Source organism: Ancylobacter amanitiformis, assembly GCF_030814815.1.
In the GTDB taxonomy this organism is placed as follows: domain Bacteria; phylum Pseudomonadota; class Alphaproteobacteria; order Rhizobiales; family Xanthobacteraceae; genus Ancylobacter; species Ancylobacter amanitiformis.
The window spans coordinates 262152-284746 of the sequence record NZ_JAUSVR010000004.1 but is presented as its reverse complement, the minus strand read 5'-3'; the positions used below and the strand labels follow the sequence as shown (position 1 = coordinate 284746).

Sequence of the window (22595 nt, the reverse complement as noted above, 5' to 3'; positions counted from 1 at the left end):
CCATGCCGAAGGGAACGCCGAAGGGCGAGAAGCGCGTCGAGAGCGAAGAGTTCCTCGCGTCGCTGCCCGAGATCGTGACCGGCGCGCAGATGGCGGTGATCCTCGGCGTGAACCGGCGCACGATGCTCGATCTTGCCGCCCGCGGCATCCTCGCGCGCACGCATCGCGGTCAGTACCGGCTGATGGATAGCCTGCACCGCTACCATCGCCACCTGCGCGATCAGGCGACCGGCCGCGCCAGCACGCAGACGGGGAAATCGCTCACCGACGAGCGCGCGGAACTGACGGCGATCCAGAAGAAGCGCGAGCAGCTCGCCCTTGATCGGGACCTGCGCACGGTTCTGACCTTCGAGGAGGTGAAAGACGGCTGGGCGCGCATCGCTGGGAAGACGAAGAGCACGGTGCTCGGATTGACCTCGCGCATCCGCTTCGAGCTCCCGCACCTGACGGCGCATGACGGCGAGAAGATTTCCACCGTGTGCCGGGAGGCGCTGGAGGAAATCGCCGACGAGATCGGCGGGGGCAAGGCGGTGCCTGGCGCCAGCAAGCAAGACCTGAATCCCGATGTCGTCTGAAGCACTTGATCTGGCGCTGAGCGGCGCCGCGCGGAGCTTCAGGCCGCCACCGGTCCTGGCCTATTCGGACTGGGTCGCCCAGAGCTTCTACATCGAGAGCGCCGGGGCAATCCGTCGCTTCAAGCTCTGGAAGTTCCAGAAGCAGATCGCCGACGTCATGGGCGACCGTGCCCACACCCGCGTGACAGTCGTGAAGCCGGTGCAGGTCGGGTACACGACCTTGCTGGCCGCCTGCATTGGCGCCGATGCTGCGAACGACCCGACGTCCGTCATCGTCTACGTGCCCACGGACGAAGACGCGCGGAAGATCATGGTCGACGACATCGACCCGGGCTTTCGCAACTCCCCTGCCCTGCAGGCCGAGATGCGGGTCGGACGATACGATGGCCGGAACACGCTGGTGGTGCGCGCCTTCACAGGCGGCGGCACGCTCAAGGTTCTTGGCACCAATTCTGCGCGCAACATGCGCTCGCATCGCGCCCGCAAGCTCTACCTCGACGAGGTGGATGCGATGGTTGTCACCAAGGAAGGTGACCCGGTCGAACTCGCCGAGAACCGGACGAATTCCTTCCCCGACCGGAAGATCGTGGTCGGTTCCACGCCCGTCGGCGAGGGGGAGAGCTTCGTTTGGAAGCGCTACGAGCAAAGTGATCAGCGTATCTTCGAGGTGCCGTGCAAGTTCTGCGGCGTCTTCTTCGAGATGCTTTGGAAGCATGTCGAGTGGCCGAAGGGAAAGCCGCGCGAGGCCGTTGTTGTCTGCCCGCATTGCGCCAACGCGATCGATCATCGCTTCAAGGTCGAGATGATCGAGGCCGGGGACTGGCACCGGACCAAGCCGGACGTCGAAGATCACGCCGGCTTCAAGATGAACGCGCTCATCTCGCTCCAGCCGACGGCGACGTGGGGCGCTCTGGCGGAGAAGTTCGAGGAGGCGAAGAAGTCCGGGCCGTCCGGTCTCCAGCCCTTCCGGAACACCGTCGAAGGCCTGCCGTGGTCGACGACAATCGACCAGGTCAACGAGCACCACCTTATGGCGCGCGCCGCGGCGTTCGGCTTGCGGTGGGATGAAGAGAGGCAGCGCTGGGATGTCCGCATCCCCGTGCAGGTCCTCTACATCACCGTCGGTGTCGACGTGCAGCCGGACCGTCTCGAGGTGGTCCTCGTCGGCTGGTCGCGGGATCAGCGTTGGTTCCTCGGGCACGAAATCCTGCGTGGCGACACCGGCGGCGAATCCCTCCTCTGGAATGATCTCGACGCGATGTTGCTGACGCGGTGGCGTCACCCGCTGGGCGGCGACATCGGCGTCGAGGCAACGGCCATCGATTCCGGCGACGGCAACCGCACTCAGGCCGTCTACGACTTCTGCGGCCCGCGCACGCCGCGCCGCATCATTCCGATCAAGGGTGATGAGGGGCCCCGCCCCTTCATCAAGGCCACCACGTCGAAGCGCGCCCGCCGCGCTGGCGCCCGGCTGCACATCGTCGGCGTCGACGGGATCAAGATGGACCTGATCACGTCGACGCAGATCGACCCCGGCGAGCAGGGCGCGCTGCAATTCGCGGACGTGCTCTCGAACGAGTTCTTCATCCAGTTCACGTCCGAGCGGCGGAAGGTCGACATTCGCAACGGCCGCGCCGTGACGAAGTTCGTCCGCATCGGAAACCGGCAGGCCGAGGCGCTGGACGGCTCCTGCTACGCCATCGCCGTCCGCAACATCTGCCGTTTCGACTTCGATCGGCGAGAGACCGAATTGGCCGTCCCCGACGCGCCGAAGCCTGACCCCAACGCCGCCTTGCGCGCCGCCCTCGGAAGGAAGAAGTGGTGAAGTTCTGGCCTCTCGCGAAGAAGGGTGCGCCGCCGGCCGCATCCCCGCGGAGCCAGGCGATGGCCTATTTCCGCAACAACGCCTCGCCGTTCTTCCGCTCCTGGATGCCGGCGCTGCGCGAGACCGCGCAGGACATCCGCGGCGCATGGCAGCAGGCCGCAGCGCGCACGATCGATGCCTATCAGAACTCCGGCTTCATCTCTGGGATTGTCGACCAGTCCGCATCGGCTGTCGTTGGCACCGGCCTGTCGCTGTCGTGTCAGCCCGACGTCGATGCGCTCGACTGGACCGAGGATCAGGGCGCCGCCTGGGCGCGGATGGTGGAGCGCCGGTTCTATTCGTGGTCGACGACGGCGCGGGAATGCGATGCCGGCGGGCGGATGACGTTCGGCCAGATGCAGGATGCGGCGTACAAGGGCTGGTTCTGGTATGGCGAGATCCTCGCCTTGCTGCCGATCTTCCAGCGCCGGCGTGGCGGCTCCTACTCCAAGGTCACGCTGCTCCCAGCCTCGCGTCTATCCCGCAAGAGCGACGGCCAGCGTCAGTTCGACGGCGTCACCGTCGATGCTCTCGGGTGCCCGTTCAGCTACACGATTCAGGTACTCGACCGCTGGGGCATGCGTGTCGACCGCGAGTATTCCGCGTTCGACCGGGATGGGCGCCAGCGGGTGATCCATGTCTTCGAACCCGGGCTTCAGACGTACCGGGGGATCTCCCCGCTGGCGCCGGTGCTGAAGGTCGTGCGCCAGATCGACCAGTTCTCGGACGCCACGCTGACGAAGGCGCTGATCCAGACGATCTTCGCGGCCACGATCAAGTCCGACCTCACTGGCATCCGCGCCTTCCAGGGGTTGATGACCGGAGACGATGGCATCGAACTCAACCTTGCCGGCTACGCGGATGCGCGCAGCCAGTGGTACGAGAGCGAGAAGATCGACCTGAACAAGAGCGGCCGGATCGGTCACCTGTTCCCGAACGAGGAACTCCAGTTCCACGAATCGACCTCTGCCAGCGCCGCCTATGACGAGTTCATGGGATGGCTGCTGCGCGAGCTTTGCCTCGTTGCCGGCGTCACCTACACGGCCGGCACGCTGGACTCGCGGAAGGCCACCTATTCCTCGGTCCGCATGGATACGGCGGTGAACTGGAACGTGGTGCTCCGCCGCCGCGCCTTCATCGTGAAGCCCTTCTGCCAATCAGTCTACGAGGCGTGGCTCGAAGACGAAATCGGGTCCGGAAGCCTTCCATTCCCGGGCGGTCTCGACGCCTTCCTCGAGAACAAGGCGGCGGCCTGCGGCAGCCAATGGAACGGCCCGGCACAGCCGCAGGCCGACGAATTGAAGGCCGCGCGCGCCTACGAAACCTACAAGAACATGGGCGTCATGTCGCTTGCCCGCATCTCGGAAGCGCTGGGCATCGATCCGGACGACGAGTTGCGCCAGCGCAAGCGCGAGAAGGACGCGGCGATCAAGCTCGGCCTTCCCGATCCGCACACCCCCCAGAACCCCGGCGCCGAGTTCAGCCGCGCAGAGCAGGGCTCGGACGAGGACAAGACCGACAACCCCTCATTCGTCCCAGATTAGGAGCCCTCGATGGCGAGCAAGGAACCCAAGCCGGACGACGCGCAGGCCAAGGCCGCCGCGGCAGCGAAGGCCGAAGCCGAAGAGAAGGCCAAGGCGGAAGCCCGGGAGCAGGCCGAGGCTGCCGAGAAGGAGAAGGCCCTGGCTGAAGAAAACGCGAAGGCCGAGGCCCAGAAGAAGGCGGACGAGGAGGTCGCGCGCCGCGCCGATGAGAAGGCCAAGGCCGCCGCGGCAGCGAAGGAGCGGGGTCGCCCCCATCGTATCCGCCGGATTGACCAGCACGGCGAGGTCTCCTTCTTCAGCATGCACGGGGACTTCCCCGGCTGGAATGCTGATCCCGACAAGGCCTATGTCTTCGACACGGCCGATCTCGCCGAGATTGTCCTCGCCGATCATCTGCAGGGCGATGGCGACCTCTCCGTCCAGCCGGTTGACGCCTGATCATGGCGATCGATTACGAGCTGATCTTCGGGGTCGAGCAGTACGACCCCTGCGCGGCCCTTGTCGCGTTGCGTCCGGCCTACATGCGCCTGATGGCCGGCGGCCAGGTTGAAAAGGTCTCCTTCCGTGACCGCGAGACATGGTTCGCCAAGTCCGACGTCGCCGAGTTCAAGCTCCTGATCGATCGACTGGAAAGCGAGTGCGCCGAGAAGCGGGGCTGCGGCCCCACCCGGTTCGCCATCCGCGCAGGCGCACCGGCGCGCCCCGGCGGCTTCGACCCCTTCAAGGTCTGAAAGGTTCATCATGTCGGTTCTGGTGAACGGTGAGATCGTCCTCACCGGGTTCGTCGGCGATTCCTTCTGGGATGAAGGCTTCACCGACAAGGAGGTCATCGAAGCGCTGGCCGAGATCGGCCCCACCACGGACGTGATGGTTCGCCTCAATTCGGGCGGGGGTTACGTCTCGCACGGCAAGGCCATCTACAACGCCCTGTCCATGCATAAGGGCAAGGTCACGGTCTCGGTCGAGGGTACCGCCGCGTCCGCGGCATCCGTGATCGCGATGGCCGGCGAGGAGATCATCATGCGCCGAGGCGCGACGATGATGGTCCACGACCCGCTCTTCTTCACCTACGGCAACGCCGAAGAGCACAAGAAGAGCGCCGAAATTCTCGACAAGGAAGCGGTGTCCATTGCCGTGATCTACGCCGACCGCTCGGGCAAGACCGAAGACGAGTGCCGCGAGATCATGCAGGAGGAGACCTGGTTCACTGCCGATGAGGCAGTCGAGGAAGGGTTCGCTACCTCCGCCGACACCAAGAAAGCCAAGGCCGTCGCGTCGTTCGACTATTCGATCTACGCGCATGCGCCGCGCGCTGCAGTGGCGCTGACGAAGAAAAACTCGTGGAACCTCCGCGAGGCCATGCAGGCGGCATCGTCCGCCGTCGCAACCAGTCCGAAGGAACCTCCCATGGCTGAGAAGAACAAGGCGGACGACACCACGAACGTCGACGCCGACAAGATCCGCAACGATGCCGCCGCCGACGCGACGAAGCGGATCGGCGAAATCCTGAGCTGCGACGAGGCGAAGGGCCGCGACGATCTCGCCAAGCACATCGCCCTCAACACGACCATGTCGGCGGCCGATGCCAAGAGCATGCTCGCCGCCGCCCCGAAAGCCCAGGCCGACACGTCCACGCCCGGCGGCACGAAGACGGCGGCCGAGAACTACGGCCAGCGCAAGGCTGAAGGCGACGGACTGGCCGGGCCGGAGAACAAGACCAACAAGGCCGACATCTCCGCCAAGTGGAAGAACGCATTCGCCCGCGCGAACGAATCGCGCGGCGCGACGGCCTCCTGAACCCCGCCCGCAACTGACGGAACATCCCCATGCCCACTCTTACCGAAGGCCCCCGTCCGGGCGAGTTCATCATGAGCGAGGCCAACTGGCACCGCTCGCGCGACGTCATCACCATCGCCGCCGGCGCGGGAAAGGTTCCGCCGAATACCGTGCTCGGCAAGGTGACGGCGAGCAGCAAGTATGTGCCCTCGCCCGCCACGGGTTCGGACGGCAGCCAGGTCGGCACCGTCGTCAGCATCTACGGCGTCGATGCCACCAGCGTCGATGTCAAGGTCACGGTCATTGCCCGTGACGCCGAGATCAACGGCAAGTGCCTCAACTACGAGGCCACGGTCAACGACGACACGAAGAAAGCCGCCAAGGCGACGCAGCTCGCTGCCGCCGGCATCATCGTGCGCAACTGAGGGGCGATCTGAAAATGCTCGACATTTTCCAGCAGGACGCATTTTCGGTCACCACCCTGACCGATGCGATGCGCGAGGTCCGGTACGTGCCCGGCTATGTCAGCCGGCTCGGCCTGTTCACCACGCGCTCGATCTCCACCACCAGCGTGGCGATCGAGAAGGACAAGGACGGCCAGATCTCGATCGTTCCGGCCAGCGCGCGCGGCGGGCCCGGCGATACCGTCGGCCGCAGCCGCCGCACGCTGCGCACCCTGACGGTGCCGCACTTTCAGCGGGACGACGCCATCCTTGCCGACGAGGTGCAGAACGCGCGCCAGTTCGGCGAGGAGGCCGCCGTCGAGACGCTTATGGGCGCCATCGCCGACCGCGCGGCGGACCACCGGCAGTCGTTCGCGCTGACGGAGGAGTATCACCGCCTCGCCGTCGTCACGCAGGGCAAGCTGCTCGATAAGGACGGCTCGGTCCTCTACAACTACTTCACCGAGATGGGCGAGTCTCAGCCCACCGAGGTGGACTGGGATCTGGACAATGCGAGCCCGGCTGATGGCGTTCTCCGCCAGAAGGCCGCTGATCTCAGCCGGGCCATGGGTGCCACCCTTGGCGGCCTCCCCTTCAGCGGCATCTTTGCCCTCTGCGGCGATACCTTCTTCGACAAGCTGATCCAGCACAAGGAAGTCCGCGACACCTACAAGGGCTACGAGGCCGCGGCGATTCTGCGCACCAACTTCCTGAACGACGGCAACCCGCAGGAAGGTATCTGGGGCGAGTTCAATCTCTTCGGCATCCGCTGGGCGAACTATCGCGGTGGCTTCAATGTCGGTGTCGACAGCGACAAGGCGCGGTTCGTCCCGCTCGGTGTCCCCGGGCTGTTCCGCTCGGTCTATGCCCCTGCCGACTACAACTCCACGGTCAACCGTCCCGGCCAGGCGCTCTATGCGAACCAGTGGGAGATGCCGAACGGCAAAGGCATCCAGATGGAGTTCCAGACCAACGTCCTGCACTACGTCACGCGCCCGCGCGTGCTCATGTCCGGTCGCATGACCTGACCGCTGCCCGGCGACACGCGGCTCCCATGCAGAAATTCGCGGAATACGAGGCGATGGTCACCCAGGCCGTCGATGACCTCTATGGCGAACGCGTGCGTGTGGAGCCGCGCGCCGACAGCAAATTCGTGCTCGCGTCGGCGGACCCCGACCGCCCCGCGACCACCATCGAAGCCGCCGTGGTCGACCTGCAGCCGGCGGTCGCGCGCCTGCGCAATGCCGGACGGAATGATGCCGATATGGCAGAGGTTTCGGCGGACCTCTGCCACATCAGCATCGCCGACGCACGCCTGCCTTTCGCGCTGCGCCGCGGTGACCGCTTCCGGCTGATCGATCGCCCGGAGCAACCCGTCTGGGCTGTCTCGAAGGAGCCGGAACCTGACGGCATCGGCCGGACCGTCTTCCGCTGCGTCTCGATTTCCGAAGGGGATGGTGCATGAGCCTGGTCGCCATCGCCACGCGCATCGCCATGGTGAATGCGCTTGAGGGGAAAACGTCGGCCGGGTTCGTGCTCGACGCGCCGAAGGAACCCATCGATAGCCTGGGCGAAAAGCCGGTGATCGCGGTCTACACCGGCGCGATCAAGTTCACGCCCGGCGGGCGCGGGCTCTACGGCGAGTTCGGCCGGCCCACGACCATGGAGATGGTCCTGCAGCTCTACCTCCCCGCCGGCAATGTCGTCGTCGAGGGGCTGGGGCTCAACGTGAGCGACGCTGGCGCCGGCTTCGGCATGGATCTCCTCTGGCGCCAGGTCACGGACGCGCTGTCCGACCCGACCAGTGCGTGGGCGGAGATCTATCGCCTGCTGGTCCAGTCCTATTCGTCCTTCTCCAGCCAGCCCGTGCTGGTCGAGAACGAGCGCGGCCAGCGCTATCCCTGCCGCGAGATCCACCTCGGATGCGACGTCATCCAGGAGCCCACGATGGGCATGCCGCTGAACGCGAACTGGCAGAAGATCGACGCGGCACTGCGAACCCAGCCCGAGACCATTCCGGTCGCCGATGTCATCAAGGCGGTTATCGAGCGACCGGCCGATCTGCCGACATGGCGTGCCATCCAGGCGCGCGAAGGCATGTCGGATGCGGAGATCCGGGCCGTGGCTATCGGGCCGGCCGACGACGATCTCCAGACCGACCCTCCATCCATCACGGCCGTTGAGGTCGATGCGGAGCCGGCTTCCGGTGATTAACCCCCGCCATCTGATCGAGGCGCTGGCGCGCTCGACACAGCTTGACTGGCGCGCGGCGAATGCGAAGACGACGGGCCCTGTCGTCGAGGTCGACCCGAAGAATGGCAAGGCGCGCATCCGCCTTGGCGGAACCGACGATAAGCCGTTCCTCAGCCCATGGGTGCGCTACGCGCAGACCATGGGCGCGCTCAAGATGCACATGCCGCCGAGCATCGGCCAGCAGATGGACCTGCATTCCGACAACGGAAACTTCGAGCAAGGCACGCTGCACCCGCGCACGCAGAGCGACGACAATAAGAGCCCGAGCGAGAAGGGTGACGAGCACGTGGCGACCTTCGGCCAATTCCGGACCGAGATCCGCAGCGGCGACCTGCTCGTGAAGGTGCCGAAGATCCGCATCGAGTGCGGTGGGACGATTTTCGAGCTCACCGGCGACGGGCTGAAGGCCGTCGCAGACGATTACCAATGGGATTGACCTGATGCCCGGTGTCGCCTGCGTGAGCGTCGACGTTGCCGGCGGGGTTCAACTCGGCATGCAGGCCGCCAAGTTCAAGGTTCGCGGGCAGCCCGTGGTGGTCGTCGGCGATGCTGTCGCGCCCCATCCGCCAGACCCTCCGCATTCCGCCGCGCCGTACATGGTCGAGGGCACCGCTAAGTTCCGCGTCAGCGGGATCGCTGTATGCCGCGCGGGCCATGTCGCCAATTGCGGCCACCCCACCACGGGGCGGCCCTTCTTCCGCATTCCGTAGGAGACGTCATCATGAAGGTCATCGTGAAGGAAAGCGGCTTCTACGCCGGCGTTTGGCGCGAAGCCGGTTCCGAGCCGGACCTGCCGGAGAAGATCGCGCGCCCGTTCCTGTCGCCGCGCGGACACCAGCTTGCGCTGCCCGAGCCCGTCGAAGCCGAGGTTCCGGTGAAAGCCGGGCGCGCGGGCAAGGCCGACTGACGTGGCCTCGTCGTCCGGCATCAGCCGCGTGACCGGGGCGGTCCTGACGGACTTCGACCACGTCGTGCAGTCGATCAACGTCATCTTGACCACACCCATCGGAAGCCGGGTCATGCGTCGCGAGTTCGGGTCCGAAATCCTCGACCTCATCGACCGCCCGATGACGGACCAGGTGATCCTGGCGGTCTACGCTGCCGCGGCCACGGCCATTGCCCTGTGGGAGCCGCGCTTCGCCGTCACGTCGTGCCGACTGATCGCCGCGTCAGCGGAGGGCACGCTGGAGCTCGCACTGACCGGCACCTATTACCCGCGCGGCCACCTCGGCGACTTCACGCCGGCGAATGACAACGCGAGCATTCTCGTGCCGCTGTCGAGGATCGCCGCATGAGCCGCTTCGTCGCGCCGGATCTCGGCTCGCTTGGCGATGTTCCGCAGGTCGTCACAGTCGACTTCGAGGCCATCAAATCCGGTCGTGACGAGTTCCTGATCGAGGCGCTGGCGCAGCGTGGCGTCACCTATGACGTTGCCAAGCTGGAGACGGATCCCCTCGTCGTCGCCTACAGCGAGGGTGGCGGCTACCAGGAGATGCTGTGGCGCCAGAGGGTGAACGAGGCCATCCGGGCGCTCACCCTCGCCAAGGCGCGGGGTGGTGATCTCGACCATATCGCCACGACCTATGCCGGCATTTCGCGCCTGATCTACGACAACGCGGCGGATGATCAGCCGCCGAATTCGCAGTGGGATGGCGTCCGCGGCAAATGGGTCGAGCTGGACGACATCTTCCGCGAGCGGATCAAGCTGGCCTTCGAGGCGTTCAGCACGGCCGGCCCCGAAGGCGCCTATGTCTTCCATGGTCTTGAGCTCGACGGCGTTCGCGACATCGCCGACGCCGCGGCCTATTCCGAAGAGGATGGGGCCACCTACAGCGCGACGCTGCATGCCGATGCCTATTCCGCCGGAATGCGGTCGACGCCGTTCAGCGGTCGCGGGAATGGCGATCCGGTGCTCGCACCGGAAATCCTGCTCGTCGTCCTCCCGACGCTCGCCTACGGCGCGGCCGACCAGCCTCTCCTCGATCGCGCCTTCACGGCGGTGACGGCGCAGGACGTCCGCCCGCTGGGCGACAACGTCCGTGTCGAGGCCGCGACGGTCACCACCTACAACATCGCCGTGACCCTCTATTACGCGCCCGGCGCCGATGCGACCACGCTCGCCGCCGAGGCTGCGAAGCGTCTGACGGCCTACGCTCTTGCGCGACGTCGCATCGGTCTTGCGGTGCAGCGCGAAGTGATCGGCGGGCGCGCCGCGGTCGACGACAACGTCACGATCGACGTCACCTCGCCGTCGTCCGACATCCTCCCAGGGTCGAAGGGCGCCGCACAGGTTGGCACGATCACGGTGACGCCGGTGCAGACGGTGGGGACGTGGGATGACGACTGAGGAGGCCATTGCCGCCGCAGCGCCCATCGCCGACGCCATCCTGCCGCCGAACGCGTCGCTCGAAGAGCGCGCCATCCTGACGGCAGAGATCGCCCGCCTGTCCCTGATCGACCCGCGGGTCATCGCATCGATCTGGAACCCAGCGACGTGTCCCGATGAACTGCTCCCATGGCTGGCACAGGGCGTGTCCGTCGACGTCTGGTCCGACACATGGCCGGAGGCGCAGAAGCGCGCCGTCATCGCCGCCTCGCCCATCGTTCACCGGCTGAAGGGCACGCTCGGCGCGGTGCGCCGCGCGCTGGCAGCTTTCGATCTTGATGCCCGGGTTGTCGAGTGGTGGGAGGACGATTCCCGCCGGGGCACCTTCCGCGTCGAGATCACCTACCAGAACGGCAGCCCTGTCTTCGATCCGGTTGCCCAAGGCCAGGCGATTGAAGCCGTGCGGGCGGCCAAGCCGAAATCCCGGGTCTTCACGACCCGCGCCGTCCTCGGCGCCCGCGGCCCCGTCTATGTCGGCGCCCTCGCGCAATCCAGCCTTCTCGTGACCGCGCACCCGTTCGCGTTCACCCCGCCGACCGTGCGCGCCGCCGTCTACACGGCCGCGACGGCCGCGACCTTCGCCTCTGCGACGGCGCACCCCAAGACCTAGCGAACAACCGGGGACCAGATGGCCCAGACGTCTTTTGCTCTCCTGACCAACCTCGGTCGGGCGAAGGAGGCTGCCGCTTTGGCCGGCGGCACCGCTGTCGTCATCACCAATATCGCCATCGGCGACGGCGTCACGGTGCCGAGCGGCGGCGAGACCGCGCTCTATCACGAGGTCGCCCGCAAGGCGATCAGCGGCAGCGGCACGGTGGTCGGCTCTTCGAACGTCGCCTATTTCGACGCCTATCTCGCGGCCGGCGATGGCCCGTACACGATCCGCGAAGCCGGACTGATCGATTCCGCCGGCGATCTGATCGCGATCGCCTATTACGACCCCCCAATCAACAAGCCGGTCCCGTCTTCCGGCCAGACGGTCGAAGGCACGGTTCGCCTTGAGGTGGCGTTCTCCAACCTCGCGAACATTGCGATCACGATCGACCCGGCGATCAAGGTCGCTCTGCAGCGTCTTTCACGCCTGCCGTGGATCCCGATCCTGTCGATGACCACGACCGCGCCGCCGGGCTCCCCGGTGGTGGGCGACTGCTATCTCGTGCCAACGGGCGCGAGCGGATCTTGGTCGGGGCAGGCCGGCAAGGTCGCCGAATTCACCACAGCCGGTTGGGCTCTCCTGCCCCCGCCGGACGGCCACGGCGTCGGGCTGCCGGATGGCAGCGTCTACGTGCGCATCGGCGGCACCTATGTGAAGCGTGGGAAGGTCGAGCAGACGATCGTCAAGGCCGGCTTCACCTTCGCTGCCGCCAACCAGGATCAACTCGCGGTCGCGGTTCGATCGTTCGCTCTGAACTATGTCGCGGGTGGCGGGACAGCCAACGCCATCACAGCGACGCTCGACCCTCCGATCACGTCGTATAGCCAAATCCGGGCGCTATTCCTTGTCCCTGGATCCAGCAACAACGCCGGCTCCGTAACGATCAACGTCAACGGCATCGGCGCGATCCCGGTCAAGTCGCGCGGCGCGACCCTGCTCCCGGCCGCCACACTGCTCGCCGGCGTTCCGGTCGTTCTGCTCTTCGATGGCACGTCCGCACATCTTGACGGATATGTGCCGCAGAACGGCGAGGCCGCCTTCTATGTGAGCGGCAACTGGACGTGCCCTGTCGGGGTCGCCCAAGTCTATCAGATCGTGACCGGTGGCGGTGGCGGTGGTCTTGGATGCTCTGCGTCACAAGGCGGTGCCACGGGTGGCGGCGGTGGCACGGCAATGGGGTTCAAGCCCGTCACCCCGGGCTCGGTTTACCCAGCTGCAATCGGCGCCGGTGGAGCTGGTGGAGCCATCAATCTTGGCTCGAATGGCAGCGCCGGCGGAAGCACCACGTTCAATGGCATGCAGGGGAACGGTGGCGGAGGCGCGAATCTGTCCGGCATCGTCAATGGCGCCGGCGGTCTGGCATCTGGCGGCACGCTCAATATCTCGGGTAGCGACGGCATGGATGGTGTCACCGGCTCCAGCGACTGGGCCGGCAACGGCGGGGGTAGTTGGTGGGGAACCGGCCAATCGAGTGGCGTCACCACTGTTGGTCCCGCCGCAATCCCGGGCTCCGGCGGTGCCAGTGCCTATGGCACGACAGCGCGGGCGGGCGGCGCTGGTGCTGACGGCATCGTTTACCTGCGCTGGTGAGGAGCGTCATGGCTAAGACCATACAGATTTGCTCGGGCGGAGTGTCCGTAAACGCCCGTCGGGTTCCCGACGATGCCATCGTCGCGCCGGATAGATTGGAAGTGACGTGGCCGGGTGGCGGGCTTCCGGCCGAGGAGGGCGTGACCTATTGGGCGCAGGAAGGCGCGCAAATAGGCTGGCTCGTCAGCGGCAGCGAGCTTGTGGCGCCGCCTATACCCTTCTCGTTCCACCAGGCTCGTCGCGTGCGCGACGCAGATGCTCTGCGTGACGCACTCCTCGCGGCTGGCGCGCCGGCGGACGGTGAGCGCATCAAGGTCGATGACGGGGCTCGCGCCGACATAACCGCGATGGGCACGACGGCGCTCGGTGCCGCGGCGGGTACGATCCCGTGGCCCGCATCCTATGCGCTGGGCTGGATCACGATGTCCAACACAAGGATCGCACTGCCGACACCGGCGGCGGGGCTCGCTCTCGCGGCTGCCGTCGGCGCTTGGTACGCGGGCATCGTCCAGCACGCCCGCGATATCAAGGACGCGCTGCTGGCGGCCGAGGACGAAGCCGCGCTCGACGCCGTCGACATTGAGGCCGGCTGGCCGGACTGAAGTCCGCCCGAACTAGCACCAATCCCCACCGAATGGCCGCCCCGCAAGGGCGGCTTTTTTCGTTTGCGCACAAGGAGAGCCGAGATGGCTTCTGTGTCTTTCCACCATGGCACGCGCGTCTTCGAGAGCGCGGAGACGCCGCTGCTGGTGCGGATTGCGCGCACCGCCGTCATCGGCATCATCGGCACTGCGCCTGACGCGGATGAGACGGCCTTTCCGCTGAACATCCCGAAGCAGCTTCTTCGCGCCTCCGATGCGGCGCTGCTCGGCGTCGAGGGGACGCTTTCTCCGGCCATCGACAGCATCTTCGACCAGGTCGGCTGCCCGGTCATCGTCGTGCGCATCGAGGAGGGCAGCACGCCGGCCGAGACCTGGAGCAACGCGATCGGCTCTCAGGTCTCCTTCAGCGGCGTCCATGCCTTCCGCCGCGCGCAGCCGGACGGCCTCTACAAGCCGAAGCTGCTGCTGGCGCCCGGTCTCACCCAGACCTCGCCGGCCGACGGTATCCAGTCGATCGCGGTGACTGCTGGCGGCACGGGATACACGTCCGCGCCGACGGTCGCCATTGCCGGTTCCGGCGGGGCTGGCGCGACGGCTGTCGCCACCGTCGCCGGCGGCGTTGTGACGGCGATCACCGTGACCAACCCCGGCTTCGGCTATCCCACCTCCGGCCTCACGGTCACGCTGACGGGCGGTGGCGGCACCGGCGCGACCGCCACCGCGGCCCGTGGCTCGGTCATTAACCCGGTCGTCGCCGAACTGGCTGGCGTGGCCGACAAGCTCAAGGCGATTGTCTATGTCGACGGGCCCGACACGACCGACCAGGCGGCGGTCCAGTATCGCGCGCTGATCAATTCCGGCCGCATCTTCATTGCCGATCCGAAGACCCTGAAATGGGACACCGAGATCGACGCCTATGTGCCCCAGCCCTCTTCGCCGATCTGGGCGGCCTGCCAGGCAAAGATGGATCTGGAGCAGGGGTTCTGGGCGGCCGGCTCGAACATGGAGATCGCCGGGATCGGCGGCACGAACCGCCCGATCGAGTACGGCACGCAGGCAAACTACCTGAACGAAAACCGCATCAACACCATCGTCAACATCGACAACGACGGGTTCCGCCTCTGGGGTGTGTGGACCTGCGCCAGCGACCTGATGTGGCAGTTCGTGTCGGTCCGCCGGTGCGCCGACGCGATCAACGAGTCGCTCGAGAAGGCCTATATCGAGTTCAACGATCGCCCGTTCTCCAAGGCCAATCTGAAGTTCATGATCGAGGGAGGCCGGGCATTCCTCCGCCTCATGGAGAAGGAGGGAGCGATCCTTCCCGGGCACGACGTCTGGCTCCTCGACACGAACACGGAAGGGGAGATGGTGCAGGGCATCATCAAGCTCGGCGTCAAGTTCGAGCCGCCGGCGCCGATGGTCGATATCCGCATCACGGCCTACCGCAACATCGCCTCCTACACGCTGCTGCTGAACCAGGTCGCGCAGGAGATCAGCTCCGGGGCGCTGGCGGCCTGACGGCTGCCCTTCCCTGCTCGCCGGCCGGCCCGGCTTCCCCCTACCTTGTGAAGGAGATCGGCCATGTCCGATACGCCGAGCTATATCCTGCGCAACTGTGCGATCTTCGTGAACCGCGTATCGAAGATCGGACAGGCGAACGAGATCAACCTGCCGGTTCCCACCGAGAAGATGGAGGAGCTGCGCAACGCCGGCATGGTCATGCCGATCGATATCCCCCTGGGCTACGAGAAGCTGGAGGCGTCGTTCAAGCTGACGGCGTTCGATCCGCAGGTCATCACCCAGTTCGGCCTTGCCGTCGGCGTCGAGCGCGAATTCATGGTGACGGGCGCGCTCGCGCACGAAGACGGCACCATCTTGAACGCCACGGCCTACATTCGCGGCCGACTGACCCGGCCCGACCATGGCGGGTGGCGTCCCGGCGCGATGGCCGAGAACACCTTCTCGATCAGCATCCGCTACTACAAGCTCGAGGTGGCGGGCAGCGTACTGATCGAGATGGACCCGTTCAGCGTCTCGATCGGCGGCTCCTCGCAGACCGCCGCGATCCGTGCGGCGCTTCTCGCCTGATAGATCGGGAGCCGCACAATGCCGGTCCCCATGGCTCTCGGCCCCTTCATGTTCGAGAGCCTCAGCTTCGGCTTCAACGGCTTGAAGCGCGACCTCGACGTCCAGTGGGCGAGCAACCAGGTGCTCGGTAGCCTTGACCTCCTGCAATGGATGGGCGGCTCCGGCGATGCCGTCACCATCGAAGGCGTCATCTTCCCCGAGGAGTTCGGCGGGCTCGGCACCATGGAAGGCCTGCGCGCCATGTCCATCGGCGGCGCTGTCCTGCCCTTGGTCTCGCTCGCGGGCAACGTTTACGGGCTGCATGTCGTGACTTCGGTCGGCGAGGACCAGTCCTACCATGATCGATACGGCATGCCGCGCATGAACGTGTTCCGCATCGGCCTCCGGCGCTTTGCTGGCGGGAGCTTTTCGCCGGTGTCGATCGCGGGCGCGCTGTTCGGGGGCTGACGATGGCGAGCACCTACAAGACCCGGCAGGGCGAGATGATCGACATGATCTGCCGGCGCACCTACGGCGACGAGAGCACCTATGTCGAGGCTGTCCTCGAGGCCAATCCAGGACTCGCCGATCTGCCCTCGCCGCTACCGATGGGCACGACGATCACCCTCCCCGACCTCACCACCCAGACCACATCCAGAACAGTCGTCAGCCTCTGGGACTGACGGCACCCCGGAGATCCCTATGAGCGAAAAGAACACGCTGGAGCACCGCCCGGCGCCGCCCCGGTTGCTGGGCAACCGATCTGAACCCGTGCCGCTGGAGTTCCCCGTCGAATATGACGGGCGGACCTGGACCTCTATTACCGTGTCGCGGCTTTCCACCCCGCAGATCACGCAGTTCTTCGAGGCCGTTCTTGCCGATGACAAGACGGCCCGGCTGCCGATGTTCGATGCCCCGCCTGAAGTGATCGATGCGCTCGATCCCGACGATGCCGACAAGATCGAAGAGGTCGTTCAGCGTTTCTTGCCCCGCCGCTTGCGTCCGGCGGCAGGGCAGTCCCCGGAAGGTGGCGCGAGTACGTCACCTTCCTCCGAAGCATCCTGAACGCAAGCAAGGCCGAGCTGCTGCAGGAAGACTGGCTCGAGCTGCTGGCCGACTACAACGCGGCCTATGAGATCGAACGCAGCCGGGAAACTGCACGCGCCGAGCGCGTGCAGAAGGTCATCATCATGGTTCCGAAGAAGAGGTAGCGGCCGTGGCGCGCACGTACGAGGCCAACGTCATTCTTGGGCTGAAGGATCAGCTCTCGAAGGGCGCGCCGAAGGCTGCCGCCGCGGTCGATGCCCTCGGCAAGACCCTCGACCGTGCCGAGAAGAAGGCGCGGGAATTCGCCGCCACCGCCGGCAAGGCCCCGAACTGGGGCGGCGGCTTCCAGAAGCAGGTCGATCGTCTACGGCTGTCCGTGGCCGAGATGGAGCGCCTGAAGGCATCGTGGGTCTCCCTCAGCAAGGAGATCGGGGCCAACGGCAACAAGGCGTTCCAGACCGCCGCAGCGACCCGTTGGAAGAACGAGGCGCTCGCCAGCATTCTCTCGGTGCGCGAGGCGCAGCGGCAGCTATCCGAAGACGGGATCCGCGAAGCCAAGGCGCAGGCGGAGGCCGAAAAGAAGGCTGCAGCCGATGCAGCCAAAGAGCGCGCACGCTTAGCCAAGGATGAGGCGAAGGCGAGGGAGAAAGCCGCGCAGGATGCGGAGCGCGCAGCGAAGGATGCCGCGCGCGCGCAGGTCAAAGCAGCGAGGGAAACCGAGCGCGCGGCCAATGAAGCCGCGAAGGCCCAGGCGCGGGCAAGCCGAGAAGCTGCGAAGGAAGCGGCCAAGGCGGCAGCGGATGGCACCCGAGCGGCCCGCACGGCTTTTCAAGAGGCCACCCGAGCCGCGCGCGAATCCGCGAGAGAACAGGCGAGGCTCGCCCGCGAGACGACCAAGGCGCAGCGTGATGCCGCGAAAGAACAGGCTCGCATCGCTGAGGAGGCCGCGCGCGAGAAGGCGAAGCTCGCGCGAGACGCTGCCCGGATCGCCAAGGAGGAGGCGCGCCAGGCTTCCGCAGAGGCCAAGCGCCGTGATCGCGAGGCCTCTCATGCGCGCCGTGAACACCTACGCCAAGAGGCCCGCGAGCGTCGCCGGCTCGTCGGCTTCGGCAGCGATACCGTCCGCAACCTGGGCTATGCCGCCGGCCTCGGCGGTGGCACCTACCTTGCCGGTCGCGGCATCCGCGCCACGGCACTCTCCGCCGCGGAACTCGAGCGCGAGAAGGCGCGCGATTATCTCGGTGGCCTCTCGCCGAATGACACGGCCCGGATCCAGGCGCGGTCGTTCCAGACGTCCGCACAGGTCCGCGCCGTCGACGCGGCGACCATGCACAATCTGCTGCGCGAAACCTCGCTGACGAATGTGGGCGTCGATGGCGCGCTGAAGCTCGCGCCGGACCTCGCACGGGGCATGGCTGTCGTCAGCTCCATGAAGAGCCCGGACGAGGCCCTTTCTGCCCTCACACGCCTGCTTCGCGGCCTCGACACTCTGGGCAAGAACGTCGATATCGACGTCATCCGCACCCTGCTCGATGGCTTCATCCGCGCGCAGGGGGTCGAGGGCGCCGAGTTCAGCGTTGGCGATGTCTACACGACCGCCAAGCGCTCCAAGTCTGGAGGCTTCTCGCTCAACGACCGATTCCTGACGCGCATTCTCCCGGCCCTCATTTCCGACCTCGGACCGGACCAGGTCGGCACGGCGCTCGGTTCGAGCGTTTCGCAGGTCGTCGGCGGTCGCGCCACCAAGTCTTCGATGGCGGAGCAGCGTCGCTACGGGCTTCGCGGGAAGAACGGCGACTTCGTCAATCAGGATCTCTTCCTGAGCGATCCATTCGAATACACCGAGAAGGTGCTGATGCCGGCGCTGCGTAAGCAGGGCATCGATACCAACAACGACATGGCGGTCACGGCGGCCATGAGCAAGTTGTTCTCCAACCAGCGCGTCGCCGACCTGTTCGGCCGCATGGTGCTGCAGGCCGACCAGTATCTCAACAAAGAGAGGAAGATGAATCAGGCTCCCGGCTTGGCCGCCGGTGAGCAGATGTCGGAGAAGGACCCCTTCGTAGCCGGTGCCGGCGCGCTGGACCAGCTCAAGAACGCTGTCGGCGCCTTGGTCGAACCGATCACGCCAGCGGCTATCTCGGGGTTGAACGCGTTCGCTGATGTGCTTTCGCGCACTGCGGCGTGGCTCAAGGAAAGCGGCATGGCTGGCACCGTGCTGGGTGCGGGCGCGGGCGTGGCGGGCGTCGCGGGGGCCGGATATGGCGCCTACAAGATCTGGAGCACCCTGTCGGGTGGTTTCGGCCTGCAGTCCTCGGCCGTCGCCCTGAACGAGTCGGCCGCGGCTCTGACGGCTGCCGCCGCTCGTCTCGGCGGCGCTGGCGTATCGTCGGCAGCGACAACCGCCGCGGGGGCCGCTGCAGGCGGCAGCGCGGTTGCGGCTGGCGCGGTGGTCGGCGGCGTGATCGCGGGTGGTGCCGGTCTCGCCGCCGCAGCGACCAATATCGTCCAGCAGAACAGGGAGATGCTGGGCGCGATTCAGGACAACCCGATGCTGGGGGCCATGGACCCAGGCATGGGGCTTGCTGCAGCGGTCTATGGTCCGAACGGTCGGCAGGCCGCGCAGGACGCGGGTAGCGGCATCGGCAGCGACGTCGTCGCCGGGCTGAAGGCCCGCGCGCCCGAGATCGAGCAGGCGAGCCAGTCCATCTTCGACCGCATCCGGGCGATCTTCGGGTTCGGCGTGGACGTTCCGGTGCGCGTTCAGCCGTCCAGCATGGCGTTCCCGGGCGTCGGGATGAACCGCGCCGGCGCGCGCGGCCCGGAAGGTCTCGGCATTGATTCCGCCGGGCGCGCGACGGGCCCCGGACGCGCCTCCGGCGGTCACGTCTATGCCGGCGGGCTCTACATGATCAACGAACTGGGCCAAGAGGGCTTTGTGCCGGACCAGAGCGGCACCGTCGTGCCCGCCGACAAGATGGCCCGCATGGGACAGGGCGGGCGCGGCGCCGGCGCGCCGGCCGGCCAGGGCAGCCGCATCGGGCCCTTCACCTTCCACATCCACGGCTCTCGCGATGATGCGCAGGAGATCGCTGAAAAGATGACGCGGGAACTCGCCGGGGTATTCGGCGATTACGGGCTGGACTTCGCCTGATGTCGGCCTTCCCCGCCTTCAAAGTCGAAGTCAATGGCGTCGACTACACCTCGCGGTTTCGGCCTCTGGTCGTGAAAATCGATGTGACCGACCGGTCCGGCATCTCCACGGATAGCGCCTCTATCGTGCTGTCAGACCCCGAGGGATCGATCCTGCTGCCGCAGGAAGGGGCCCGGCTACGCATCCATCTGGGCCAGTCGGTCGCTGATGTCGCGCTGGTCTTCTCGGGCTTCGTTTCCGACGTCACCTCCACCGGCTCGAAGGGTGGCGGCCGGAATCTCGACATCGCGGCAAAGGGCATCGACCCAAAGTCGAACGCAAGGGACGCTCAGGGCGCTCATGTAGATGACGCTACATTTGAGGAAGCGGCCAAGCAGTTCGCTGACCTTGCCGGCATCGCTACCGTCACCATTGCCCCCGAACTCGCCAGTATCATCCGGCCGTATTGGGCAATGCAGTTTGAGTCCTTCCTGCACTGGGGAAAGCGCATCTCTGCGGAGATTGGAGCCACCTTTAAATTGCAGGACGGCAAGGCGATCTTCGTTCCCTCGAATGCCGGGAAGAGCGCCAGCGGCCAGGATCTGCCTGAGGTCGTGGCGACATGGGGCGTCAACCTCCTGAGTTGGTCGATCTCTCCCGTGTTCTCTCGTCCGCGCTTTCAGAAGGTGAGAGCGCGCTACTACGACGAATCGAAAGCCAAATGGCTGGAGAAAGACGTCGACGTTGATCAGGACGCGAGTGGGACCTTCGTCGATCGCTTCACCACCGGCGATGCTGAGCAGGCTGATCGCCGCGCGCAGGCCCTGAAATCCCGGGCCGAGCGCAACGGTGGCGAGGGCACGGTTACGATCGTCGGCACGCCGGCGGCGAAGGCTGGCGCTCCGATCAAGCTTTCCGGGGCGCGCCCGGGCATCGATGGCAGCTACATCATCGACAGCGTGCAGCACACGGTCTCGAAGCCCGGCGGTTACACGTCGACCTGCGAGGTGAAGAAGCCGGGCGACGGGGTCGGCAAGGACACGCGCACGCCGAATGCCACGACATCGCCGGTCTATGCCAGCAGTGCGCCGACGAATACCGGCCGGGCCGCGGGGCCGGTCTGACCCACCACACTCTCGGAGGCAGCCGATGTCTACGACCAGCAATATCGGCAGTCCTGCCGACATCGACTGGATGCCCACCAGCTATACCCGCGACGCCAACGGCAACGTCCTCACCGTTTCGAAGACGGACGGCATCAACACCTGGGTGCAGACCGTCACCCGCGACGCCAACGGCAACGTCCTGACGGTTTCGGCATGGGTGAGACAGTGATGAACGAAGTCGACATCGAGATTGCCGGCGGTGTCACGCGGCCGATGCTGCGCTCCCGGGCGCCCGGCCTTGTCGCCTACGGCCAGAGCCATGCTTACCCCTGGGAGATGTCAGCCTTTCTGGGCGCCAAGCCCCTCTTCGACATCGATCTTCGGGCGGGGCGAGCGCTTTGGTACGGCCGCAAGTTCTCCGCGGTTTCCAAGCTGCTCGACTACCTCGGCGTCGCGGCGACGGGCGGCAGCGGGGCGCGCGCCATTCTGGCCCTGCCGCTTCCAGCGGCCCTACCGGCAGCCTACACGTTGGTGGTGGAAGGCCGACACACCACGGCCAGCGTCGCCGCAGGCTCACGGCCCATGGTCTCGCTCGACGACGGCACGGCCAACAATCAGGTATTGTTCTTCAGGTCGGTCGGCTCGACGCAGCTCTCCACCATCATCAAGGTGGGCGGGACCACCTACGGCGGGGGGTCGACGACAACCTACGCGCCCGGAGCCTACGTCAAAGCTGCGGTCACGATCCAGTCCGGGTTCAATCGCACGGCCGGCATGGGGGTGAATTTGGGCAGCTCCGGCCCGGCTGCGGGCACGCCGGCCGTGACGCGGCTGGTCATCGGCTCGGGAGCCTCCGGCAGCCCCAACCCGAGCTATGACGACGATATCTACCGCGTGACGCTCTACCCTGTGGCCACGACGGATGCCACTGCGCTCGCCGACCTCTCGGTCCCGGCCTACAACGTGGTCGTCGTGGGCGACAGCTACGCGGCTCCGACCGGTGGCGTCGGGGTAGCCCCCAGCCTGTGTCAGTTGGGTTGGATACCGTACTTGGCGGCGATTGGCGGCTCTACGCTGACGCAGCAGCTCGGCTACCTCACGGCAGCTCCGGCGAGCGTCAAGGGGTTGGGGACAATCTGGTGGGACGGCGACAACAACGGAAACGGCGCGACGGCCGCCGACCTCGCCATCATCCAGAGCGCCATTTCTCAGCTGACGGGACCACTCGGGCCGGACGGATTGCCGCGCTTCCTCTGGATCCGCACAAATCGGCGCTATGGGTCGGCGGCTCCGGCGCTGGCGGCGATCGACGCGTTGGGCGCGGCTATCGGCGTGGCTTATCCCGGCCACGACTATGACCCCATGGGCAAGCTCAAGAGCATGGGCAACGGCGGTTCGGACGCCACTGCGGTCGCCGCGAATTGCTGCCCACCGAGCCTGCTGACCGATGGAGTGCACATGTTCCAGCCGCCCATGGATGGCGTCATCGCCGGCGCCTCCGACGTCATGGACGGCTGGGGCTGGCGTCTGGCGGCGTGATTGATCCCTCAACGG

At 66.4% G+C, this 22595-nt stretch carries 27 protein-coding genes; all 27 read left to right on the top strand.

Going from position 1 to position 22595, the window contains the following annotated elements; translation table 11 throughout:
* The first annotated feature begins 2 nt into the window (after positions 1 to 2).
* Positions 3 to 575: a hypothetical protein gene (locus tag QOZ99_RS08890; RefSeq protein WP_306889607.1), complete on the top strand. Its 573-nt coding sequence runs from the start codon at positions 3 to 5 to the stop codon at positions 573 to 575.
* On the top strand, positions 565 to 2400 hold the full coding sequence (locus QOZ99_RS08885; protein WP_306889606.1) for a phage terminase large subunit family protein: 1836 nt from the start codon (positions 565 to 567) through the stop codon (positions 2398 to 2400). Before QOZ99_RS08890 ends, QOZ99_RS08885 begins: the two co-directional genes overlap by 11 nt.
* 59 nt (positions 2401 to 2459) lie before the next feature.
* The gene (locus QOZ99_RS08880; protein WP_306889605.1) at positions 2460 to 3983 is read left to right on the top strand and encodes a phage portal protein; all 1524 of its coding nucleotides are present in this window, start codon (positions 2460 to 2462) and stop codon (positions 3981 to 3983) included.
* Between the two features lie 9 nt (positions 3984 to 3992).
* A complete protein-coding gene (locus QOZ99_RS08875; protein ID WP_306889604.1) occupies positions 3993 to 4421 on the top strand; it encodes a hypothetical protein in 429 nt (142 codons plus the stop codon).
* A gap of 2 nt (positions 4422 to 4423) precedes the next feature.
* The gene (locus tag QOZ99_RS08870) at positions 4424 to 4714 is read left to right on the top strand and encodes a gpW family head-tail joining protein (RefSeq protein ID WP_306889603.1); all 291 of its coding nucleotides are present in this window, start codon (positions 4424 to 4426) and stop codon (positions 4712 to 4714) included.
* Positions 4715 to 4724: 10 nt separating this feature from the next.
* A complete protein-coding gene (locus tag QOZ99_RS08865; protein WP_306889602.1) occupies positions 4725 to 5780 on the top strand; it encodes a head maturation protease, ClpP-related in 1056 nt (351 codons plus the stop codon).
* 29 nt (positions 5781 to 5809) lie between these two features.
* Complete coding sequence (locus QOZ99_RS08860) at positions 5810 to 6184, top strand: head decoration protein (protein ID WP_306889601.1); 375 nt, start codon at positions 5810 to 5812, stop codon at positions 6182 to 6184.
* A 14-nt stretch (positions 6185 to 6198) separates the two neighbouring features.
* The gene (locus tag QOZ99_RS08855; protein ID WP_306889600.1) at positions 6199 to 7230 is read left to right on the top strand and encodes a major capsid protein; all 1032 of its coding nucleotides are present in this window, start codon (positions 6199 to 6201) and stop codon (positions 7228 to 7230) included.
* 26 nt (positions 7231 to 7256) lie between these two features.
* On the top strand, positions 7257 to 7667 hold the full coding sequence (locus tag QOZ99_RS08850) for a hypothetical protein (protein WP_306889599.1): 411 nt from the start codon (positions 7257 to 7259) through the stop codon (positions 7665 to 7667).
* Positions 7664 to 8416 (top strand): hypothetical protein, encoded by a 753-nt coding sequence (locus QOZ99_RS08845; protein WP_306889598.1) that lies wholly within the window; start codon positions 7664 to 7666, stop codon positions 8414 to 8416. The genes QOZ99_RS08850 and QOZ99_RS08845 overlap by 4 nt, the downstream gene beginning before the upstream one ends.
* Positions 8391 to 8891, top strand: a complete 501-nt coding sequence (locus QOZ99_RS08840) for a hypothetical protein (protein ID WP_306889597.1) — start codon at positions 8391 to 8393, stop codon at positions 8889 to 8891. Before QOZ99_RS08845 ends, QOZ99_RS08840 begins: the two co-directional genes overlap by 26 nt.
* A gap of 4 nt (positions 8892 to 8895) precedes the next feature.
* A complete protein-coding gene (locus tag QOZ99_RS08835; RefSeq protein WP_306889596.1) occupies positions 8896 to 9165 on the top strand; it encodes a PAAR domain-containing protein in 270 nt (89 codons plus the stop codon).
* Positions 9166 to 9176: 11 nt separating this feature from the next.
* The gene (locus QOZ99_RS08830; protein ID WP_306889595.1) at positions 9177 to 9362 is read left to right on the top strand and encodes a hypothetical protein; all 186 of its coding nucleotides are present in this window, start codon (positions 9177 to 9179) and stop codon (positions 9360 to 9362) included.
* A gap of 1 nt (position 9363) precedes the next feature.
* Positions 9364 to 9750 (top strand): GPW/gp25 family protein, encoded by a 387-nt coding sequence (locus tag QOZ99_RS08825; protein WP_306889594.1) that lies wholly within the window; start codon positions 9364 to 9366, stop codon positions 9748 to 9750.
* The gene (locus QOZ99_RS08820) at positions 9747 to 10802 is read left to right on the top strand and encodes a baseplate assembly protein (RefSeq protein ID WP_306889593.1); all 1056 of its coding nucleotides are present in this window, start codon (positions 9747 to 9749) and stop codon (positions 10800 to 10802) included. The genes QOZ99_RS08825 and QOZ99_RS08820 overlap by 4 nt, the downstream gene beginning before the upstream one ends.
* Entirely contained in the window at positions 10792 to 11451 is a 660-nt protein-coding gene (locus QOZ99_RS08815) for a phage tail protein I (protein ID WP_306889591.1), read from the top strand. The genes QOZ99_RS08820 and QOZ99_RS08815 overlap by 11 nt, the downstream gene beginning before the upstream one ends.
* Before the next feature lie 18 nt (positions 11452 to 11469).
* The gene (locus QOZ99_RS08810) at positions 11470 to 13086 is read left to right on the top strand and encodes a phage tail-collar fiber domain-containing protein (RefSeq protein WP_306889590.1); all 1617 of its coding nucleotides are present in this window, start codon (positions 11470 to 11472) and stop codon (positions 13084 to 13086) included.
* A 140-nt stretch (positions 13087 to 13226) separates the two neighbouring features.
* A complete protein-coding gene (locus tag QOZ99_RS08805; RefSeq protein ID WP_306889589.1) occupies positions 13227 to 13688 on the top strand; it encodes a DUF4376 domain-containing protein in 462 nt (153 codons plus the stop codon).
* An 84-nt stretch (positions 13689 to 13772) separates the two neighbouring features.
* Positions 13773 to 15206 carry a phage tail sheath subtilisin-like domain-containing protein gene (locus tag QOZ99_RS08800; protein ID WP_306889588.1) on the top strand — a complete coding sequence of 478 codons (1434 nt, stop codon included), beginning with the start codon at positions 13773 to 13775 and terminating at the stop codon, positions 15204 to 15206.
* A 63-nt stretch (positions 15207 to 15269) separates the two neighbouring features.
* Entirely contained in the window at positions 15270 to 15776 is a 507-nt protein-coding gene (locus QOZ99_RS08795; RefSeq protein WP_306889587.1) for a phage major tail tube protein, read from the top strand.
* An 18-nt stretch (positions 15777 to 15794) separates the two neighbouring features.
* Positions 15795 to 16223, top strand: a complete 429-nt coding sequence (locus tag QOZ99_RS08790) for a phage tail protein (RefSeq protein ID WP_306889585.1) — start codon at positions 15795 to 15797, stop codon at positions 16221 to 16223.
* A gap of 2 nt (positions 16224 to 16225) precedes the next feature.
* Positions 16226 to 16438, top strand: coding sequence for a tail protein X (locus tag QOZ99_RS08785; protein WP_306889584.1), 213 nt, complete (start codon positions 16226 to 16228; stop codon positions 16436 to 16438).
* Positions 16439 to 16457: 19 nt separating this feature from the next.
* Positions 16458 to 16820 carry a phage tail assembly protein gene (locus QOZ99_RS08780; protein WP_306889583.1) on the top strand — a complete coding sequence of 121 codons (363 nt, stop codon included), beginning with the start codon at positions 16458 to 16460 and terminating at the stop codon, positions 16818 to 16820.
* Positions 16821 to 16971: 151 nt separating this feature from the next.
* The gene (locus tag QOZ99_RS08775) at positions 16972 to 19956 is read left to right on the top strand and encodes a coiled-coil domain-containing protein (protein WP_306889582.1); all 2985 of its coding nucleotides are present in this window, start codon (positions 16972 to 16974) and stop codon (positions 19954 to 19956) included.
* Entirely contained in the window at positions 19956 to 21059 is a 1104-nt protein-coding gene (locus tag QOZ99_RS08770) for a phage late control D family protein (protein WP_306889580.1), read from the top strand. The genes QOZ99_RS08775 and QOZ99_RS08770 overlap by 1 nt, the downstream gene beginning before the upstream one ends.
* 25 nt (positions 21060 to 21084) lie before the next feature.
* Positions 21085 to 21270: a hypothetical protein gene (locus QOZ99_RS08765; protein ID WP_306889579.1), complete on the top strand. Its 186-nt coding sequence runs from the start codon at positions 21085 to 21087 to the stop codon at positions 21268 to 21270.
* Positions 21270 to 22580, top strand: coding sequence for a hypothetical protein (locus tag QOZ99_RS08760; protein ID WP_306889578.1), 1311 nt, complete (start codon positions 21270 to 21272; stop codon positions 22578 to 22580). The genes QOZ99_RS08765 and QOZ99_RS08760 overlap by 1 nt, the downstream gene beginning before the upstream one ends.
* Positions 22581 to 22595 lie beyond the last annotated feature (15 nt).

Coding starts and splice junctions, on each gene's coding strand:
- QOZ99_RS08890 (WP_306889607.1), top strand. CDS start 3: ATGCCGAAGGGAACGCCGAAGGGCGAGAAGCGCGTCGAGAGCGAAGAG.
- QOZ99_RS08885 (WP_306889606.1), top strand. CDS start 565: ATGTCGTCTGAAGCACTTGATCTGGCGCTGAGCGGCGCCGCGCGGAGC.
- QOZ99_RS08880 (WP_306889605.1), top strand. CDS start 2,460: ATGGCCTATTTCCGCAACAACGCCTCGCCGTTCTTCCGCTCCTGGATG.
- QOZ99_RS08875 (WP_306889604.1), top strand. CDS start 3,993: ATGGCGAGCAAGGAACCCAAGCCGGACGACGCGCAGGCCAAGGCCGCC.
- QOZ99_RS08870 (WP_306889603.1), top strand. CDS start 4,424: ATGGCGATCGATTACGAGCTGATCTTCGGGGTCGAGCAGTACGACCCC.
- QOZ99_RS08865 (WP_306889602.1), top strand. CDS start 4,725: ATGTCGGTTCTGGTGAACGGTGAGATCGTCCTCACCGGGTTCGTCGGC.
- QOZ99_RS08860 (WP_306889601.1), top strand. CDS start 5,810: ATGCCCACTCTTACCGAAGGCCCCCGTCCGGGCGAGTTCATCATGAGC.
- QOZ99_RS08855 (WP_306889600.1), top strand. CDS start 6,199: ATGCTCGACATTTTCCAGCAGGACGCATTTTCGGTCACCACCCTGACC.
- QOZ99_RS08850 (WP_306889599.1), top strand. CDS start 7,257: ATGCAGAAATTCGCGGAATACGAGGCGATGGTCACCCAGGCCGTCGAT.
- QOZ99_RS08845 (WP_306889598.1), top strand. CDS start 7,664: ATGAGCCTGGTCGCCATCGCCACGCGCATCGCCATGGTGAATGCGCTT.
- QOZ99_RS08840 (WP_306889597.1), top strand. CDS start 8,391: ATGCGGAGCCGGCTTCCGGTGATTAACCCCCGCCATCTGATCGAGGCG.
- QOZ99_RS08835 (WP_306889596.1), top strand. CDS start 8,896: ATGCCCGGTGTCGCCTGCGTGAGCGTCGACGTTGCCGGCGGGGTTCAA.
- QOZ99_RS08830 (WP_306889595.1), top strand. CDS start 9,177: ATGAAGGTCATCGTGAAGGAAAGCGGCTTCTACGCCGGCGTTTGGCGC.
- QOZ99_RS08820 (WP_306889593.1), top strand. CDS start 9,747: ATGAGCCGCTTCGTCGCGCCGGATCTCGGCTCGCTTGGCGATGTTCCG.
- QOZ99_RS08815 (WP_306889591.1), top strand. CDS start 10,792: ATGACGACTGAGGAGGCCATTGCCGCCGCAGCGCCCATCGCCGACGCC.
- QOZ99_RS08810 (WP_306889590.1), top strand. CDS start 11,470: ATGGCCCAGACGTCTTTTGCTCTCCTGACCAACCTCGGTCGGGCGAAG.
- QOZ99_RS08800 (WP_306889588.1), top strand. CDS start 13,773: ATGGCTTCTGTGTCTTTCCACCATGGCACGCGCGTCTTCGAGAGCGCG.
- QOZ99_RS08795 (WP_306889587.1), top strand. CDS start 15,270: ATGTCCGATACGCCGAGCTATATCCTGCGCAACTGTGCGATCTTCGTG.
- QOZ99_RS08790 (WP_306889585.1), top strand. CDS start 15,795: ATGCCGGTCCCCATGGCTCTCGGCCCCTTCATGTTCGAGAGCCTCAGC.
- QOZ99_RS08785 (WP_306889584.1), top strand. CDS start 16,226: ATGGCGAGCACCTACAAGACCCGGCAGGGCGAGATGATCGACATGATC.
- QOZ99_RS08780 (WP_306889583.1), top strand. CDS start 16,458: ATGAGCGAAAAGAACACGCTGGAGCACCGCCCGGCGCCGCCCCGGTTG.
- QOZ99_RS08770 (WP_306889580.1), top strand. CDS start 19,956: ATGTCGGCCTTCCCCGCCTTCAAAGTCGAAGTCAATGGCGTCGACTAC.
- QOZ99_RS08765 (WP_306889579.1), top strand. CDS start 21,085: ATGTCTACGACCAGCAATATCGGCAGTCCTGCCGACATCGACTGGATG.
- QOZ99_RS08760 (WP_306889578.1), top strand. CDS start 21,270: ATGAACGAAGTCGACATCGAGATTGCCGGCGGTGTCACGCGGCCGATG.